The 17999-nt window shown below is 41.5% G+C and carries 18 protein-coding genes and 1 pseudogene; 1 reads left to right on the top strand and 18 read right to left on the bottom strand.

Features of this window, described 5'->3' with window-relative positions:
* The 8 genes from BM043_RS03165 to BM043_RS03130 form a co-directional block, all read right to left on the bottom strand.
* Window positions 1-741 carry a DUF6090 family protein gene (locus BM043_RS03165; RefSeq protein WP_092788814.1) on the bottom strand — a complete coding sequence of 247 codons (741 nt, stop codon included), beginning with the start codon at window positions 739-741 and terminating at the stop codon, window positions 1-3.
* 4 nt (window positions 742-745) lie between these two features.
* Window positions 746-1507: a DUF6090 family protein gene (locus tag BM043_RS03160; protein ID WP_092788813.1), complete on the bottom strand. Its 762-nt coding sequence runs from the start codon at window positions 1505-1507 to the stop codon at window positions 746-748.
* Complete coding sequence (locus BM043_RS03155) at window positions 1504-2268, bottom strand: hypothetical protein (RefSeq protein WP_092788812.1); 765 nt, start codon at window positions 2266-2268, stop codon at window positions 1504-1506. Before BM043_RS03155 ends, BM043_RS03160 begins: the two co-directional genes overlap by 4 nt.
* A gap of 3 nt (window positions 2269-2271) precedes the next feature.
* Entirely contained in the window at window positions 2272-3690 is a 1419-nt protein-coding gene (locus BM043_RS03150) for an amidohydrolase family protein (protein ID WP_177188415.1), read from the bottom strand.
* Window positions 3691-3722: 32 nt separating this feature from the next.
* Window positions 3723-4166, bottom strand: a complete 444-nt coding sequence (locus tag BM043_RS03145; protein ID WP_092788810.1) for a YybH family protein — start codon at window positions 4164-4166, stop codon at window positions 3723-3725.
* Window positions 4163-5497 (bottom strand): APC family permease, encoded by a 1335-nt coding sequence (locus BM043_RS03140; protein ID WP_092788809.1) that lies wholly within the window; start codon window positions 5495-5497, stop codon window positions 4163-4165. The genes BM043_RS03145 and BM043_RS03140 overlap by 4 nt, the downstream gene beginning before the upstream one ends.
* Window positions 5475-7145, bottom strand: a complete 1671-nt coding sequence (locus BM043_RS03135; protein WP_092788808.1) for an arylsulfatase — start codon at window positions 7143-7145, stop codon at window positions 5475-5477. Before BM043_RS03135 ends, BM043_RS03140 begins: the two co-directional genes overlap by 23 nt.
* A gap of 81 nt (window positions 7146-7226) precedes the next feature.
* On the bottom strand, window positions 7227-8537 hold the full coding sequence (locus BM043_RS03130) for an APC family permease (RefSeq protein ID WP_092788807.1): 1311 nt from the start codon (window positions 8535-8537) through the stop codon (window positions 7227-7229).
* 623 nt (window positions 8538-9160) lie between these two features.
* Here BM043_RS03130 and tnpA point away from each other — a divergent pair.
* Window positions 9161-9604: pseudogene (gene tnpA, locus BM043_RS03125) on the top strand (IS200/IS605 family transposase); the annotation flags it as partial.
* Between the two features lie 325 nt (window positions 9605-9929).
* Here the strand turns inward: tnpA and BM043_RS03120 are convergent.
* The 10 genes from BM043_RS03120 to BM043_RS03075 all read right to left on the bottom strand — a co-directional run bounded on the left by BM043_RS03120 (window position 9930) and on the right by BM043_RS03075 (window position 17958).
* The gene (locus BM043_RS03120; RefSeq protein WP_092788806.1) at window positions 9930-10838 is read right to left on the bottom strand and encodes an amidohydrolase family protein; all 909 of its coding nucleotides are present in this window, start codon (window positions 10836-10838) and stop codon (window positions 9930-9932) included.
* Window positions 10839-10877: 39 nt separating this feature from the next.
* Entirely contained in the window at window positions 10878-12407 is a 1530-nt protein-coding gene (locus BM043_RS03115; RefSeq protein WP_092788805.1) for a M20/M25/M40 family metallo-hydrolase, read from the bottom strand.
* A gap of 60 nt (window positions 12408-12467) precedes the next feature.
* Window positions 12468-12911, bottom strand: a complete 444-nt coding sequence (locus tag BM043_RS03110; RefSeq protein WP_092788804.1) for a nuclear transport factor 2 family protein — start codon at window positions 12909-12911, stop codon at window positions 12468-12470.
* 95 nt (window positions 12912-13006) lie between these two features.
* Window positions 13007-13516 (bottom strand): YybH family protein, encoded by a 510-nt coding sequence (locus tag BM043_RS03105; RefSeq protein ID WP_143071028.1) that lies wholly within the window; start codon window positions 13514-13516, stop codon window positions 13007-13009.
* A gap of 87 nt (window positions 13517-13603) precedes the next feature.
* Window positions 13604-14542 carry an NAD-dependent epimerase/dehydratase family protein gene (locus BM043_RS03100; RefSeq protein WP_092788802.1) on the bottom strand — a complete coding sequence of 313 codons (939 nt, stop codon included), beginning with the start codon at window positions 14540-14542 and terminating at the stop codon, window positions 13604-13606.
* A gap of 341 nt (window positions 14543-14883) precedes the next feature.
* A complete protein-coding gene (locus BM043_RS03095; RefSeq protein WP_092788801.1) occupies window positions 14884-15387 on the bottom strand; it encodes a YybH family protein in 504 nt (167 codons plus the stop codon).
* A gap of 27 nt (window positions 15388-15414) precedes the next feature.
* Entirely contained in the window at window positions 15415-16416 is a 1002-nt protein-coding gene (locus BM043_RS03090) for a c-type cytochrome (protein ID WP_092788800.1), read from the bottom strand.
* A 24-nt stretch (window positions 16417-16440) separates the two neighbouring features.
* Window positions 16441-17073, bottom strand: coding sequence for a DUF2306 domain-containing protein (locus BM043_RS03085; RefSeq protein WP_092788799.1), 633 nt, complete (start codon window positions 17071-17073; stop codon window positions 16441-16443).
* Between the two features lie 49 nt (window positions 17074-17122).
* Window positions 17123-17542 carry a nuclear transport factor 2 family protein gene (locus BM043_RS03080; RefSeq protein WP_092788798.1) on the bottom strand — a complete coding sequence of 140 codons (420 nt, stop codon included), beginning with the start codon at window positions 17540-17542 and terminating at the stop codon, window positions 17123-17125.
* A 17-nt stretch (window positions 17543-17559) separates the two neighbouring features.
* Window positions 17560-17958 (bottom strand): RidA family protein, encoded by a 399-nt coding sequence (locus BM043_RS03075; RefSeq protein ID WP_092788797.1) that lies wholly within the window; start codon window positions 17956-17958, stop codon window positions 17560-17562.
* Between the last annotated feature and the right edge of the window lie 41 nt (window positions 17959-17999).

The following is a 17999-nucleotide window of genomic DNA, read 5'->3' as shown; positions in this document are numbered from 1 at the left end:
TTATTTTTTATCTTTTTCCAAAAACTCATGAATACTAACTCGTACGGCCTCAATTTCTTCTTTGAGATTTATTGATCTTGTCAGCATCACCGAGGCTTGAAAGGAACTTACTTGGATAAGCGGGATGAAATGACGGTCATCTAAAAGCTGATGATAATCGATAGGTACCCGCTTCCTGAATGGCCATTGCCCATGTTTTTCAATGAAAAAGTTCCTTGTCCAAAAGGGTTTTATTTCTAATTCAATTATTTGAAAGCGCTCTCGGGCATAGGTCATGTAATAAGGATAGTTGCGCTCGTACAAATTGGAAATTTGCATTCGCAATGAATCAAGGGATATTACATCTATACCCTTTGATTCCAGTAGCTTGTAGCCATTTTGACCTGGGGAAAGGTGTGGGCTCATTTCTACTACATGGAGAAAAGCACCGATGGAATCTGAAAAAGGTTGCCTTGATTTGAAGTGTTGAATAAGTATTGAATCAAGTCGTATGGTAGTTTCAAAACTCTCAATCTCATCCTGAACATCTAATAGATCCTCACCCAAGTTGTTGTCGATCTCAATCAGGATTCGTCTTTCGAGCTTGGCTTGTTGCTGACTTTGGTTCCAGGTATTGATTTGTAAGGCGAGCAATATTCCGATAACTACCAAAAAGATTTCGCCAATGGCATAAGCCAAATACCGATTGATCCGGTTTTGTTGGAGAAGTTTTTGGCGGATTTTGCGGAAGAGGGAGATCATGGTATCAATTTGGGCAATTGTTGTTTTCGAGACAGTTGATTCGTTCAAGAATTTTAAAGTAGTGCGTTCTAAACTCTACAATGCCTACTGCAAACTTTTGGTTAGCGAGTCTCCAAAACTGTATTCCGGCGATGACCTCCCTTTGGCCTATCATACGTTCGTAATCCAGACTCATAAATTTGGTAGTATCTCCGTTAACAAGGGAGATTTTTTGGATTCTGTAGGGCTGGAAAAGATGGGCATCTGCAACCGCTAAGTCTCTCCAGTAATGGAGTGTCTCGATGGAACGGGTTTGGAAGCTAGCTACTTCATCCAGCATTTCGCGCAATTTGACATCAGAGAGAATACCCAATGAACCAGAGGATACTAACTCGGCATAGGCAGAGTTTTTCAAAAGCCATGCACTCATAAAAAAAGGCGTAGCAGGAATTCTAAACTGTTCATTATTTGGAGCCGCATTGCTCAATAAAAAAGCAAGAGAATCCAGATTCGATGCGTTACTTTCATACAATTTAATTTGATTATCAAGAATATCGATATTCCATATGGCCTCTCCTTTGAGTCTTTCCAAGTACAATTTTTCCTTTTTTTGAAGCTTTTGGTGTTCATTCCAGTTATTGATCTGCAGCGCGATCAATATCCCGATAACAACCAGGAAAATTTCACCTAAGGCATAAACCAAATATTGGGTTCCCCTATTTTGAGAGAGCAACTTTTGGCGGATTCCTACCTTGCCGGCAGGTAGGTTGCGAAAGGATTTAATCATTGATCAAGGTATTTTTGTATTCGGTTTGATAAAGTCAGGTTTGTTTCTTTATAGGTTTTAAGATTGCTAAAAACCAATTCACTCTGATGGAGCAGATCTACCAGGAAGTTCAATACTTGAGATTCTTTGATCAATTCTTTAAAATCGGTTGTGTAATGTCCACCAACATCCAATCGGAAATTGGGAATGGATTGATAGTTTTCCCCTCGTTGAAGTTTATCTAATGGGTCAAATTGTGGGACACCGTTAAAATCAAAGGCGCTGGCCTTTTGTTGGTAAATTTCTAAAGACCACTCTAAAAATTGTTTGGAATAGTAGGTTACGATTTCTTCTGACAATTCTTTGTCTTCAATTTCCTGCAGGAAACCACTTCCGTAAAGTGTCTGATAATTGGTGTTAAACTTTGAAAATTTTCGAAATTCAAACGTGTTCAAGAAAGCTTGCCCGAGCTCTTGATTGGTATTGTTTTCTATCCCTTGATAGGTTAAAAGAATTTGTTGAATACCATCTGTAATATCCCCATAGTAGGCCTGCAAAAAATCAATACGTTCAGCTTCCAATTTCAAATCAGCCTGAATGCCGATTAAAAGTTGTGCTGTTACTTTCTTTTCTTTATTCTCTTCTTTTTGAATGTTTAATTGAAGTGCAATCAATATCCCGATCACCACAAGTAAAATCTCTCCGAGTGCATAAGATAGGTATTGTGGGCCCCGATTTTGGGCGAGGAGTTTCTGGCGGATTTTTCTAAAAATTGCGATCATAGGCTATTTTTCAAAAGGGACATTTACAGGTCTCAGCAGCCCTCCACGCATCACATGGGTAATTGATCGGAAATTGCTGGCATCCATTGAGGGATCTTTTTCCAAGATGATCAGATCAGCCATTTTGCCGACTTCCAAGGTGCCAAAATCGTCCAATCTTCTCATGGCTCGAGCGCCGTTTTGAGTGGCCATCGGGATCAAATCTTTGGCAGGGATTCCTGCTTTTTGCATGGCTTCCAGCTCATCATATACCGAAATCCCATGGAGCGTTCCCGGATTCCCTGCGTCAGTGGATAGCGCGATAGGGATTCCCGCTTTATAGAGCAGCTTAAGATTGGCGTACATGACGGATTTTAGCTTTTCGTCAGTTTCCTCTGATGACTTGACCATGTCCTCAAATTTTTCCTGGCCTTGGTAGTATTTAAAAAATGATTGGGAATCATTTAGCAAATTTTTGGTTTCGGGATCCACTACCTGATTAGGATCATTTAAGGGGAATTCGCCCCGGAGGGATTTGAATGCAATGGAATAGCCTGGAAGTACTACCAAGGTGGGACAAACAATGACTCCGGATTTCTTGGCCAGCTGGATAAATTCTTCATCGACCAGTTGATCATCCACACTATGCACTAGTACTTTCGCTCCTAACCGAATAGCCTCTTTGGCCTGATCCAGGTCGGTGGCATGAACGATCAGTTGATTGCCTTGAAGCGGGATTTCTGCAGCTACTGCCTGAAGGCTTTGCATGAAAATGCTGTCCTCCAAGTTGATACTCCAGATTTTGATTCCTGTGGAACCGAGTTTGGAATTCTTTTGGACGAATTCTTTTCCAAATTCAGGAGAAGTCAGGGCCAGCATCTGTCGGGATGGAGGGACATTGAAGATATCTAATCGATCTTGGGGAAATGGAGTGAGCAAGGGCCCCGCCGCTGCTACATGAGGGGCATTGAGATTGGTTTCGGCTTTTTTGGACAAATCCACGATCCATTCAAATCCTCCCACATCATAGACGGCTGTCACACCCGACCGCAAATACGTCTCGAAATATCGATTGGGGTGTTTTTTCTGTTTGGCTTGTAGGCTGTCAAACCGCAGCGTATCCCGGATATCCAGCGCATCGGGACGGCCGTCAAAAAATCCGGTTTGGGAAAAGTGCACATGGGCATCGACCAAGCCAGGAGTGATAAACTTGCCTGTGACATCAACCAGATTGACATTCTCTGGAATTTCGACTTCCGAACCTCCAATAGCGCCAATTTTTCCATCCTGAAGAATAATGACACTGTTGGAAATGGAATTCCCTGTGCCATCAAAAAGGGTTGCACCATGCAATACGGTTATTTCGGAATCTATGGAAGGGCTTTGGCTACAGGCCGCCCAAATCAGGATTCCAAGTATAGGTAGTAGGGAAAGTTTTTTCATAAGTTTTTGATGGATTTTGTGGAAAAGGGTGATCATTCTTCATTAGGTAAAGTGACAAACAACTGCGATTGGATCAGCCAAGTCCCCGAGGCCTTGGTCCATTGGGCGGAGTACTTTCCTTCAACTACTGCCTCATCCGAACCTTCTTCATAGCCTTTCCAAGTTCCCGTTTCCCATGCCAGTTGGGTTTCGGGATTGACCAGCACTTCATCCGGAGTCCGGATCCAATACATCTTCGGTCCGGTCGATTCTTGGATATATTTCATCAATTCCTTTTTCCCGGAGATCAAAGTGCCTGCCCCTGTGGTGATCAAGGCATCTTCGGTGGAAAAGTTCGCATTCAACTCATCATCAAAAACACGAAGGGCCTGATTCGACTCCTCCCGTTGCGCAAGAATCTGAGAGACCTCAGCCTCCTGCGCAAAGGAGAAAGTGACTATTAAAAGCCCTATCAGGGAAGGAAGTATTATTTTCATAGGGGTGTAATTTGTTGGTTTATGGAAGGTTTCTTTCTTTTGTAGAAAGCGATCAAATGATAGATTATATACAGAATGAGGACGAAAAGACCTATGCCCAGCAGTTCTGTTTGGCTCAGTTGGAAAAAAACCCATATCAAAGCTATCAGGGCAAAAGTGCCAAGGAAGTATCCTCCTTTGATTTTAAATAATTCAGGACCTGGATTTTTTTCTGTTATCCTAAATTTGAAAAAGGCAAGTATCACTCCTAAATAAATGAGTATGGAGTTCCCAGTGACTAATATCAACAGATATCTAAAGCTTCCCGTGCCGGCTATAAGTAATTCCAGAATGGCCAAGAAAACAATCGCAATGGCAGGAGTGCCATATTTGGGATGAAGTTTGGCAAATACTTTTGGAAGGATTCCATCTACAGCTCCGGCATAAAGAATGCGGTTTTTCAATAAAAAAATGGAACTGAATGTGCTCCATACTGCAATAAATGAGACGATCAGAATCAGAAGAAACCCTGTATTTCCAGCCAGATTTTTGGCTAATTCGGCCAACGGAGCCTCCTGATTTTCGATCAAAGTCTGACCAAGAACTCCCTGAACGGCCAAATGGATCAGGCAAAAAATCAAGACAACGCCGAAAATTCCAATTACAAATCCCAAAGGGGCTGTTCGCTTTGGATTTTTCATTTCACCCCCGACACTCAGGGCCAATTCACCACCAAGAAATGCAAAAATCAAGAGTAGGGAAGCTTCTCCGATTTTGGAAAATTCAGGAAATCCTTTCCAAATAATATTATCCAAACTTATGGCAGAAAGGCCAAAGGTCACCAGAACCAGCATCGCCAATACCTTGGTGAAGGTCAGGATTTTTACGAAGATCATGCTGTCTTTTATTCCCCGAACGCTGAGCAAAGAAATAATTCCCAGAATTACTGAAAAAAAGCCTACCCTGGCCCAAACTTCTCCAAGAACAGGGAAAGAGGTAGCCGCAATATCGGCCATGGCATTAAGCAGTGCCGCACAAGCCAAAACACCCACTCCAAACAAATACAGCGAATTGGAAAGAAAACCTGCCAAAGGACCGAATGCCCGCTCGATATAGACATACATCCCTCCCGTGTCAGTAACTCGGCTGCTGACCTCAGCAAAACAAAGACCTAGCGCTAAAAAGATAAGTCCACAAAAAATATAGGCCAGAATACTCCCGTTTCCCAAAATCACAAAGACCAGTGCTGGCAGGAGGAATATTCCACTTCCTATCGAGATGCTTAGTACGTTGGTCACCACACCTAATATGCCAACTTCCCGTTTCAATTTATTCGTTTCGAGGTCTTCCATCGTTCATCATTAGGTTTTCGCCTTGTTTGGGTGTTGGGGTTCGGATGCCAATCTGTTGGGAAAATTTCTCCCATTCCAGCAGTAGTTCTTGGTATTTTTCAGGATTCACCTCTTTCAAATCCTGCTGCTCGGATAGGTCTTTTTCCAGATTATATAGCTCAAAGTTGTTCAAGTCAAAAGGTTTTTCGGTATTCAAAAGCTTCCAATTCCCCTTTCTGAGCATCGCATCGCCCCGATGTTCCAAGCCAAAAACGTAAGTGGAATCATGAATTGGATCTGGATCTCCGGTCAAAGCAGGTAAAAGAGAGCTTCCTGCTAATCCTGTAATTTCTTCCCCTCTCCAGGTTTTGGGATAGATTATTCCTGCCAATTCATAGAAAGTTGGAGCCAAATCCAAGAGGCTGAGAAATTGATTGTTGATTTGGTTTTGAGGGCTGATTCCCGGACCGGAGATAATCATCGGGGCATTCATTCCCCCTTCGGTGGTATAGCCTTTGAAATAGTTGAAAGGGGAAGTGCCTGCTTCTGCCCATTGCGGGCCGTAAGAGATAAAGGAGTTTTCTTTTCCCATATCATTATAGGCATCAGAGTAATTTTCCTGCAGAAATGGGCCGAAATAGTCCGTGTAATAGAAATCCTCGGCAGCAGCTCCATTATCTGAAAGAAACACAATCATCGTATTTTTAAATTGACCAGTTTCCTTTAGGTGAGAAATCAAACGCCCGATGTTATAGTCCAAATTGTCCACCATTCCGGCATAGAGTTCCATTTTACGGGCTTCTTTTTTCTGTTCTTCTGGAGTAAGCGTATCCCAGGGTTTGACTAGCGGATGAAGAGGAGGAGATTGTGCACCAGAAGGTATCATCCCGGCTTTTTTGAGGGATTCTAGTCTCTTTTCGCGCAGGACTTCATAACCGGAATCGTAGCGGCCCTCATATTTTTTCCAGAAGGTTGAATCCACCTGAAGTGGCCAGTGCGGGGAAGTATAAGCTGCAAAAACGAAGAAGGGTTGTCCATCTTCGTGATCAGCATTCATAAAAGAGATCAATTTGTCTGTATAAAAATCCGTGGAATAGGCGCCATCTGGCCAATCGGTCTTTTCTCCATTTTCAGTATAAATAGAAACCGGAACGTCCGGGAAAATACCTCTCTCGCTGTAGTGGTTGGCTCCACCCTCTAAGGTCACAAATGATCTTTCAAATCCTTTGTTGGCAGGATTTGCCTCGGCAGATGTTCCCAAGTGCCATTTTCCGGCCATATAAGTATGGTAGCCTGCTGAGCGAAGCAGTTCGGGGACTGGTACGATGCGATCACTAAGTTGCCCCTCATAGCCGGGAACTCCCGTAACCAAATCCTGAGAACCCATACCTGCTACATGGTTAAAGTTTCCCGATAACATCATTGCCCGACTTACCGCACAAAATGGAGCAGTATGAAATCTGCTAAACCGAATACCCTCTTTAGCCAGTTGATCCAGATTGGGCGTGGAAATATCCCCTCCAAAGGAACCCATATCCGCATAGCCCAAGTCATCTGCCATAATTAAAAGTATATTGGGAGGGTTTGTTGGAGTTGTTTCTTTTTGGCAGGAGAAAAGTAAAATTCCAATAAAAGCAAAGATGAGGATTAGTCTGATCTGATCATTCATTTGTGAATCTTTTTAGGGAAAGTTTTTATTTGGCTTATAATAAATAAGATACGTGTTTTTGGATTGATTTTATTTATACTGCTAACCTTTATTTTTCTTCCACATCCGATACGCCTTACCCAGGAAAAATATTACTGTCAAAACCGCAATCAAAATCAGCAATCCCCTTATTTCAAGTCCTGTCAAATTGGAAAGAAAAAAGAGGATAATTCCCGCTGAAAGGATAGGAACCGTGTAACCCAAAGGGATTTTAAATCCACTAGTTGGCAAATTTTTTATTTTGCGAAGTTTGATCACAGAAAGTACGACCCCAAAATAAACGAGCAGCATACTTCCTGAAGCGATGACTGCCAACTGCCTAAATCCTCCTGCCGCTGCCATCGAGAAACCCAGCCCGGCATAAAGAATTATTGCCAGATAAGGAGTCTTAAACTTGGGATGAATCAAAGCTAACTTGTCTAGGGGAATTACCTGATCTCTCGCCAAACCATATATCACTCTTGGCACGTTGAGAATCTCCCCACTCAACATGCCAAACATGGAAATCCCTGCACCAATGAATAGGATGGTGTAGCCCACCGGGCCAAAAACAATCTTGGCCGTTTCTGCCAATGGTGCCTCTTTAAATTGAGCTAAATCTGTCCCCAAAACTCCCTGGGCAACAGTCTGAATGAGTATATAAAGAATCAGTACAAATGAAATTCCAATAAAAATGGCTTTTGGAACAGTCTTTTGAGGGTTTTTGATTTCTCCCCCTACGCTCAGTCCGGTATCTCCACCTTGAAAAGCAAAGAATAAAATTAGCGAAGCTTCTCCGAATTTTTGGAGAGTTGGAGAGCCTTCCCAATACAAGTTGGAGAGCGAAACATCTTTCCAGCTTATCAAAATCAAGAGTAAAATCGGGGTGAGCTTGGCAACAGTATTGATTTTGACTAATCCTATTCCCTGCTTTACGCCAATTACATTAAGTGATGCCAACCCACCAAATATTACTAACATGAAGGCTAACCTACCATATTGATTTTTGAATATGGGAAATACTAACCCGACTAATTCTGTCAGTGCATTGGCAACCGCAGCATCCGAAAAAACACCTCCCATCACCAAAAATACAGCTGCTAAATATCCGGGAAATGGCCCAAAAGCTGTTTCAATATAGGCATATCCTCCTCCAGACCGAGTCACTTTACTTCCCGCTTCTGCGAAACATAACATCACCAAGGAAATCAGAAATCCGCAGAACAAGTAAACTATGATTCCGGAAGCCCCCATAATTTCGGCGATAATCGCCGGCAGGACAAAAATTCCCGCCCCAACGATGATATTGACAATGTTTGCGGAGAGACCCCAGACACCGACTTCCCGTTTTAATCCTTCTTGGGAGATATTCATAGTGATTTTAAAAAGGGCGGCTCAAACCGTTTTTTATTAAAAGTTGATTTAGCAGGTGATTGAAAAGATAAAAAAATCAAGAGCCACAGGGCCTCAACCTAGGACGGACTGCCTTGATTTCTTCCCTAACATTATGGAATACTTTTCAGGCAAAGTGGGATTGATTTAAATAATTGCTTTATCAAACATATTTTCAAATTCAACTACGTTGTAGTTGGGAAAACCAGGTGGGAATGTCCGTTTTCAACCCCACATTGGCATGTGGGGCTAATCATATTGATTCCCCTTGGGAATCATCGATTGATAGACTGAAATGGATAGATTAAAACTGAAGTTTTCTTTTTCATTTATCAATTACCAAAAGACTGAAATACAGCATTCAAGATTGGTTTTTAGAAAACCACACATGATGTTTTCATTCAAAATTGACTCTTATTTTTAATCAACCACGAAGTGGTTGAATACGATTAGCCGCACATGAAATGTGTGGGTTAATAAATCGACGGGTCAATAGTCCATTCAACCCTAAAGGGGTTGAATTTGAAACCCCATAAATCATTTCAATCACTCGTTTTTAGAATTCAATTTTTTAAATTCAACTACTACTAAATTGATTTTCAACTATGAGCACCTACACACAACTCCTCTATCACATCGTATTTTCAACCCATCTACGTAAACCAACTCTTTCGGAAAAAGATCGGCCTGAATTATTCGCATTCATCTTTGGCCTTCTCAAAAACAAAAAATGTCACCTTTACCGGATTAATGGAGTGGAAGATCACCTACATATTTTTACCCACATTCATCCGACGATTCCGGTTTCCTCATTGATCAAGGATATCAAATTGGCAAGTTCAGATATGATCAAAAGGAATGGATTGTTTGATGATTTTGAAGGATGGCAAAAAGGATACGGAGCTTTTACTGTCAATTATTCTTTCAAGGACGATTTGATCGAATACATCAAGAATCAGCAGGAACACCACCAAAAGGTTGATTTTTTGGATGAGTACAAAAGTATTTTGGAAGAGAATGGGATTGAGTTTGACGAGAAATATTTATTGTTATTGAAATTTTGGCATTTATTTTTTTTCAAATTCAACCACGTTGTGGTTGGGAAAACCAGGTGGGAATGTCCGTTTTCAACCCCACATTGGCATGTGGGGCTAATCATATTGATTCCTTTCAGGAATCCTTATCTATTCATGCAACTTCCCCCCACGGAGAGAAAGTATTTCAGGAATCATTATCTTTTCACCCATCAACCACGAAGTGGTTGAATACGATTAGCCACAAATGAAATGTGTGGATTTATAATCCAAGAGACGATCGGTCCTATCAACTCTGGAGAGCCTGTCCCGAAAATCGGGAAGTTGAATTTGAAACACGCTAATCTTCCAATTTCAAGAATCTCGCTGCATTTCCATAAAATATCCCTTCTTTATCCTCCTCTGTCAAGAAGTCAAGACTGTTCAAAAAATCAATTGACTTCTCGATGGCATAGGGCCAGATCATCTGATCAGAACCAAACATAACTCGATCTAGATAGCCTGCATGCTTGATATTTTTGAGAAAATCCGTGACATATCGTTGAGTGTTGGGCTCCACCCAAAGCAAAACAGCAATATCCGTATAAAGCTGTGGATAGTAGGCCATCAATCGAATGGCATGTTCCGGCCAATCCTCTCCTCCAGCATGCATCAGATACACCCGTAGTTTGGGATACTTGACCAAAACATCTTCTATCAAATAAGGATCACCTAGTTTCAGTCTTGCTTTTGGGGACCAGGAATAGGTGCCTCCGGGGTCTCCACCTCCCGTATGCACAGCCACCGGGATGTCATATTTTTCACAGATTTCCAGATAAGGTTGCCAAATGGAATCACTTAAAGTGGTACCGCTGTAGTAAGGACCTAATTCCCCGAAAATTTCAATCTCGCCGTCCTTGACCATCTGTTCAAACTTGGTAACATCCATCTCATGATCGTCAGGCAAAAAACTCAGAATACCCCGAATTACCCGGTTATCTTTATCCCGTTCTTTCCAGATTTTGACACTTTCGGGATTCCCACTGACCGCTGCTTTGACGATATTGAATCGCTCCATGGCCGCAAAGGTCTCCAGAAGATGCTGCTCGGCATTGGCTGAACCTTTTACCCCATAGTGATCAGTATCGGAAGGTTCCCGAACACCAAAATCACTCTCAGTATAGGAGTGAATGTGCATGTCGATAATTCTCGTTTGCGAGAATAAAAATTGAGGGAGTAAGGCTAGTAGTATAACTAGGTGTTTTTTCATTAGTATTTCAGTAAGCTTTATCAGTTTCTAATAATAGTTTTACTTGGGATGATTGCGATTTTGATTGACAAATGCATGTAATAATTGCGCATAAATGCGTTGACCTTTTTTAAAGCTATCAATTCTCATAAATTCATTATCGGCATGAAAATTCTCATCACTTCGCTGAAACCCGATCGAGACCAAATCAGGTCCGCCTGCATTAGGGATAAAAGATAGGGCTGGGACAGTTCCACCTATGTAGAGGATTTTTGGGGAAATTCCGAAGAAGTCAGTTAGCACTTTTTTTCCAATCTTATACCCCAAATCACCTTCATTTAAGACAGTAGCTTCTGCCATTCCACTCACTTTAAATCCAGCTTGGATTCCCCAGGGAATATTTCTTTCGATATGGCTTTTAATCAAGCTGTTAATTTTTTCCGGGTTCTGACCTGGCCCCAATCGTGTCATGATCCTAAACCAGGCTGTGTGCGGTATAATAGAGGCTTTTCCATCAGTATAACCTGATTTGAAACCAGTGACATCCATGGATCCACGAATCCATGTTCGTTCAGTATAGGTGTATTCAGTTTCTCCAATCCATTGATCAATTTCAAATTTCTTCAATTCATCAGCTTCTTGGTTTTTGTCTACAGAAGCAGCGATTTCTATTTTTTCGGCATCAGAGAAAATTTTTAAATCATCATAAAACCCTTCAATGGCAACTGATCCATCATCATTATACATAGAAGCAATTACTTTAGAGGCTGCAACTGCAGCATTCGGTGCAACTCCTCCATAGATGCCTGAATGTAAATCAGTATTGGCGGAGGTTAAGGTGACTTCTATATCCGAAGCACCACGAAGGCCTTTCCATATCAAACCCTGCTCATCATTATACATGGCGGCGTCTACATTGATGCCGAAATCTATATCTTTTAACCAATCTTTGTGATCGGCTAACCAGCCTGGTAAATGCGGGCTCCCAATTTCTTCTCCGCCATCTAGAAGGATTTTAATATTTACTGGAAGCTTGCCATCTATAGTCATTAAGGCTTCAAGAGTGGTTATTAAGGCTATAATAGGGCCTTTGTCATCAGTGGCTCCTCTACCATACAATCGACCATCTCTGATTTCTGCTTTGAAGGGATCATTCTGCCATTGCTCTCTATTGACAGGTTGCACATCAAAATGTCCATAAAAAAGAACAGTAGGCTGATCTATATGCTGATTGTATTCCGAAGTGACTACCGGCAAGCCATTGGAGAAATTTATTTGGCTTTTTTCTAAGCCAATATTGATTAGTTTATTTTTAAGGAATTCTGCGGCTTCTATCAAATCATTTTGATGATCAGCTTGCATAGATAAAGAAGGGTATGAAATTAAATCTATCAATTCGTCAATATGCCTTTCATAATTCTGCTCAAAATAATTATTGTAGGCTATAATTTGATTATCAGTGGGTCTAGTGACTGTTAAAGAATCACTTTTAGTTTCAGCCTGCTGTTTGATTTGACTCAGACAGATTTGATTGTAGCAGGTAAAGACAATAATCAAATAGAAAAGATGGATTTTAGATTTTTTCATCATTGTATTAAATTGTGTTTTGCCTACTTTGATAAGTTTTCGGCTATTTTTTTTACTATGAGTTTATTTTGTATTCGCCCATAGCCAATTTATCATTTTCCATTCCCCATTTATCTTTCCTAACTGAACATAGTCAAAGAAACTATATTTATTTTGGGTTATTTTTATGGTTGCGATATCTGATGCAATATCAAATATTATTACATCCGCTTTAAAAGGTTCTTCTGGTTTTTCATCCTTTGGTGTTAAAGTTTTTGTGTAAAACAGCAATTCTGAATATCCCATATTACTTAATCGGTAATTCCCTTTATCATCTTTTCTAATTACCCTTTTTGCCAATTCTGGATGTATTGCTTTTTCCATTCTCTCATAATTATTAGTCCATAGACCTTCAATATAGTTCAGAGCGGTTTCTTTGATTAATAAAGAATCACTCTTCGTCTGTCCAAACAAAGAGCTGGTTGATACCAACATTATCACAACACATATAACATGAGATATTTTCATTATTTTCCTGTTTAATTTTTCCTACTCTAGTAAGTTTTCGGCTTTCCTGTTTTTTTTGTTATTTCATCTTGTGTGAAGGCTTTTCATTCCGATTTTTATTCTACTTCTTCAGTATGTTTTTCTCTAACAATTTTTGAATAATGAATTCTAACCGGATGCCATTTATTATTAATCTTTTTGAAAATCCACGTTTCATTATAAGGCTCATAAACTTCCTTATCCTCTGGCAAGGAAAAAGTAACTTCATTTACTACACCAACTATTGCAAAGGTATCATCTGCATCGAATTCAAATTCTGAAAGTTTTCGCTTTCTTGGATACCAGTTTTTAGTTTCTTTTATTACTTCTATCATTTCCTTTGTATCGGTCGTAACACCATTATTGTGAATTATCTTAGACGCTGGCGTCAGTATCTGTTCCATTTTATCCAAATCTCTATCATCAAATGCTTGAAAAAAATCACTAACAATATTTGTTACTGCTGTCGAGTCTTTATTTTTTGTTGATATAAGTTCGTTACTCGATTCAGCAATTATTTTAGTCTTTTTTGATTGGTTCGAGCAACTGAACATTATCAGAGCAATAAAAGGCAAAATGTATTTCATAGTTTCTGTTTTTTTCAGATTACGCACAAGTGGCTCATGACATAAAAGTTGTCACTATACTTTTTGTGCTCAGGTGCTTTCCAGTTCTTATGAGGAATAGTTATTCAAAGGAATACTGACAGGCTTAAATGCTATTCCCAAATCCTTCATTGCCAATTCTGAACTGTAAACAATTTCAGGTTTGCCTACCGGAGATTGATTGTTCAGCATCAATGTCACATCCGAAACCCTGTAACTTTCCCCTGACAGGAGATAATTTTTCCCATGGGTGTTCTTGGTGGTAGCGGCCTTGAAAATCGCATCGGCAACATCTTCTACATCTACCAATGCCCATAATACATCCATATCATAGATCATTTGGATAAATGGGTTGGGGGCAATTTTATTTTTAAATAAGAATTGAATTCCCGTTGAGGTGGAATCTTGTCTGTTTGACAATGATTTCCCCATTACACCCGTCGGCGAAACTGATGTGATTTCAAAACTCAAATTGGGGTGGTCTGCGATGAATTTATCAACGGCCTGATTGGCGATAAACTTAGCTTGGGCATAGGGAATGCCCTGTTCGCTCATAAATGGCGCATCATTTTCGGTGATTTGCTCACCTTCAGTTTTTCCTGCTGGTAAAAATGGAAAGTTGGTGTTGTACGCCGCAACGGATGCGATAAACACAACTTTTTCAATCCCGGGAGTCTTGAGAACTGCTTCAAGGAAGTTTTCGGTACCCTTGATGGTCGGGTCAAACAGCTCTTTCTGAAGGTCTTTCACATCCAATTGAAATGGTGTTCCTCCGTGAATTACGATTTGACAGTCTTTCAGAAAATCCATAAGCTCCTGTTTGTTTTCCACATCCAATTGAGCGATTTCCAGATTCTCAGCATTTTTGAGGCTGAGTAGATGTTCATACTTTTCTTTTTTGGAAAGGTCTGTGGTAGATACTTTTACCTGGTAACCTTCATTTAAGAACTTTTGGGTGTTGTAGCTTCCGATAAAGCCAGAACCTCCGATAATGCCTACTTTTTTCATCTGTTTATAATTTGTTTTTTAGCTGTCGGATGGAATCCCTGCGGCAGGCAGGTCGCATGGTTGCCCCGATAGATCGGGACGTACCAGTGTGTGATGGCCACCTCATGCTCGATTTCATCTTTAATTTATGTATCGTGTGTAACAATAATTTTATCTGTATCCGGGAATCTGTACGGAGTTGGTTTTCATTAAAATCATTCTGCATAAATCCTCTCCTTCATTCGTCTGAACAGGCATTCCTTCCCATGGAAAGGGGGAAGTTGCTTAGCATTTTATGAACTTCAATTCTGAACTATGAAGGCTGACGTGTTTTGATGCGGGGGCATATGTGCTACAATAATTTATTCTGCAGGGGAGTTTGAATTGAAAATGTCCCTGAACAATTTCCATTGCCCATCTTCTTTTTTCCAAAGCACAATGTATTTTTCCGTAGATACGGCTTGTTCACCGACAAATAGCGTCAATTCACCCTCTTCTGCAATTAGGTCTGCAGTGCCGTAAACATTCTCTAGTCTAAGATCCACGGCTGTTATTCCCGATTGGATCATTCCATGCATGGCTGATTGGATATTGGCTCTTCCCTGTACAGAAGGTCCTCCGGGAGCCATAAACTTGGCATCTGCCGTATAGGCATTTGCCAAACCGACAGAATCTCCGGCAGCCACGAGGGACATAAAATTCTGATTTGCTTCCTGAATCTCTTTTTTGGCTGTGTCCAGGTCAAAAACAGGTTCTGATGGGGTTTCCTCGGGTACAACTTCTGTTTTTTCATTGCAGCCTTGAAAGGCAAAAGGAATACTTAAAAGGATGATCCATGCAATCACTTGAAGGGGTAGGTTTTTCATAAAATTTATTTGTAATAAGTTGATTGGTTATTTCTTAAACATTAATGCTCCAGCATCGTAATCTTCCGGTTTCAGGCTTTTCAAATACAGGTAAAGTGCCTCGAGATCTTCATCAGTCATTCTCGAAAAAGGACCCCAGTGCATTGGAGAAATCATGATTTGCCGCCCTTTTCTGAACCGCTCCTTCCATTCTTCCACTGTTTTGAATTTGGAAAGTGCACTGTTAGCATGCGGTGTGATATTGGGAGTGCGCATCCAGAGTTCAGGATCTTCGCCCAAAGCCAGATGTAATTCCGGGAAAGGCTCGAATTCCATTCCGCCAGCGTATTCCGGACCGATCGCCTCAAATGTCATGGGATCTCTAGCGGTATGACAACCGACACAGTTGGCTACATAGCGGGAAAGGTATTCTCCCCGCTCAATAGTTGCTTCCATCGCAGGGGCAAAGGGAGCAGGTGTGGGATTCTCGATGGGCTGAAAGGATGACGCTATGGCGCGGATTGCCTTTCCCATAAAGGTCCACTCATTTTCTTTGACTTGGTTTTCGACAGGAGCCATGCTCCTCAGATAGGACACTACTGCAATCAGATCTTCATCGGCCATGTTCCAAAAAGGCATGAGGATAGACAGTGTGGCTGTTCCATCAGGCTTCACGGCATGGCGCATCATTCGAAACAGCTCGGCATCAGAATATCGTCCAATTCCTGAGGTTGGGTCTGGTGTCAGATTCCGGGTAAATAAGGTTCCGATAGGTCCTAATGGAAATTCTACACCGCCCTGAAGCGGAATATTTTGACCTGCATCGGCGGCGATCATTTCTTTGATACTTGACACATGACAATTGGAGCAATGTGCCGGACCATGGACGAGATATCTTCCCTTTTCTATGACGGTAGAATCCGTACTGGCCTTTAGCTCGGGATAGGGTATCTGGTAGGTTTTGTTCCAAGTAAGCAAGACAAAGAGCACAAATCCACCGATCAGGACTAGCAAAAGGGAGAGAATACTGAGGATGATTTTCTTGATCATATTACTGGTGTTTTGGGTTGCAGATTATTTCTTATTCCACTGTAGCACGATCTCGGTAATAAAAAGCGGCAGCACCCAAGAAAGCCAAATGGCTGTGGGACCAGTCTCTATAAAAGTGCCTAAGTCAGCGTAAAAGGCCTGACTCGTAAGCCATCGGAAAAGCACAAATGCAAAAGTCACCACATAGCTTCGGATCATCCATTCTTTGTGGAGATTGATGCGACGCAAGAGGATAAAGCGAAAGGCCATCCCGGTCGTGCCAAACCAGGCAAAGGCCAAACCGATCAATGCCAAACTCCAGGTCCAGTGAATCGCCAAGCCTGTAGTCAAGGATAAAGAAATCGAACTGATCACTGCGATCAGAATCCCACTGATGTAAGCCATTCCCAGCTTTCGATGAATGTGGAGGTATTTATTCCTAAAGGCAGGCCAAAACTGAAAAGGACCCAAAACCAACGCAATCATCCCTCCGGAAATATGCCCAATAAGCGGCCACTTCATAGACCAAAATCTCCCAAAAACTGACTCTTGCATTCCAAAGTAGGGCAGGGCATCGTTTAGGATAAACTTGCCGGCAAAAAGCACAAGAAAAGCAATTCCCAGCCAGGTAAACCAAGTTTTGAGAGGAATGGGAGAAAGAGTGGTGTGGTTGTTCATGATTTGGCACGGGTCAAGTTTAGGGGCTAGCGAAGGAAGCCTGATCGCTTTATGAGTTCATCGCATCGTGTAGTTTTCTCGTGTCCACGTATTGCTGAAAATTTGTGATTTTTCCATTTTTCACCGTCCAAAAATGGGCAACCTGCGCATTGTAGGCTTTTCCTTTTTTGGTCTTCGCATCGTAGCGCAAAGTGGCTAGCACCTTGTCATGGAGCATTTCATGGAGTTCGATATTTTGTAAATTGAAGTAATCATGATCTTGTAAAATAGGTCCAAAAACGCCGTTTAAGACGGCATCAGGACCAATGTATGGGTTCCCTTTTCCGTAGTCATTTCCTTCGGCTTCGTTCCAGACGATCTGGGGATCCATGGTGCCAAGGACTCCGGGTACATCTCCGATAGCAAAAGCCTGATAGAGACGGTTGACGATGGCTTTATTTTCTGCGGATTGCTTGATTTCGTTTTCCATGGTTATATGATTTATTTTTAGTTTTTACAGTGGACTTCCAGCTCGATTTCGATCAGGAATTCAGGCAAAGCCAAGCCTTTCACTTCCAGCCAGGTTCCTGTTGGGAATTGCTGGGTGTAAATGGTATTCCGGAAGCCCGCATGTTCTAAAAATGCGGATATCTCGGTTGTGAATACATTCTCCACCAGTACATCATCGAAAGTGCAACCAAAGTGTTTGAGTACTTTTTCGAGATCGGTGTAGCAGTTTTTCATTTGCTGAAGGAAGTCGCCCACTGCGGTAGGATTTCCTTCATCGTCCATGCTGACGGCACCGGATACCTTGATGCTGTTTCCAATTTTCACCGCATGAGAATAGCCATAGGCTTGCTCGACTTCGGGTCGGAGTTGGTAAAATGTGGGTTTCTCAGAATTCATAATTACAGTGGATTAGGTAGTTTTTGCTGGAGAATAAGAAT

The sequence above is a fragment of the Algoriphagus hitonicola genome (assembly GCF_900113375.1).
Lineage (GTDB): Bacteria > Bacteroidota > Bacteroidia > Cytophagales > Cyclobacteriaceae > Algoriphagus > Algoriphagus hitonicola.
This window is presented reverse-complemented; position numbering and strand designations above follow the sequence as displayed.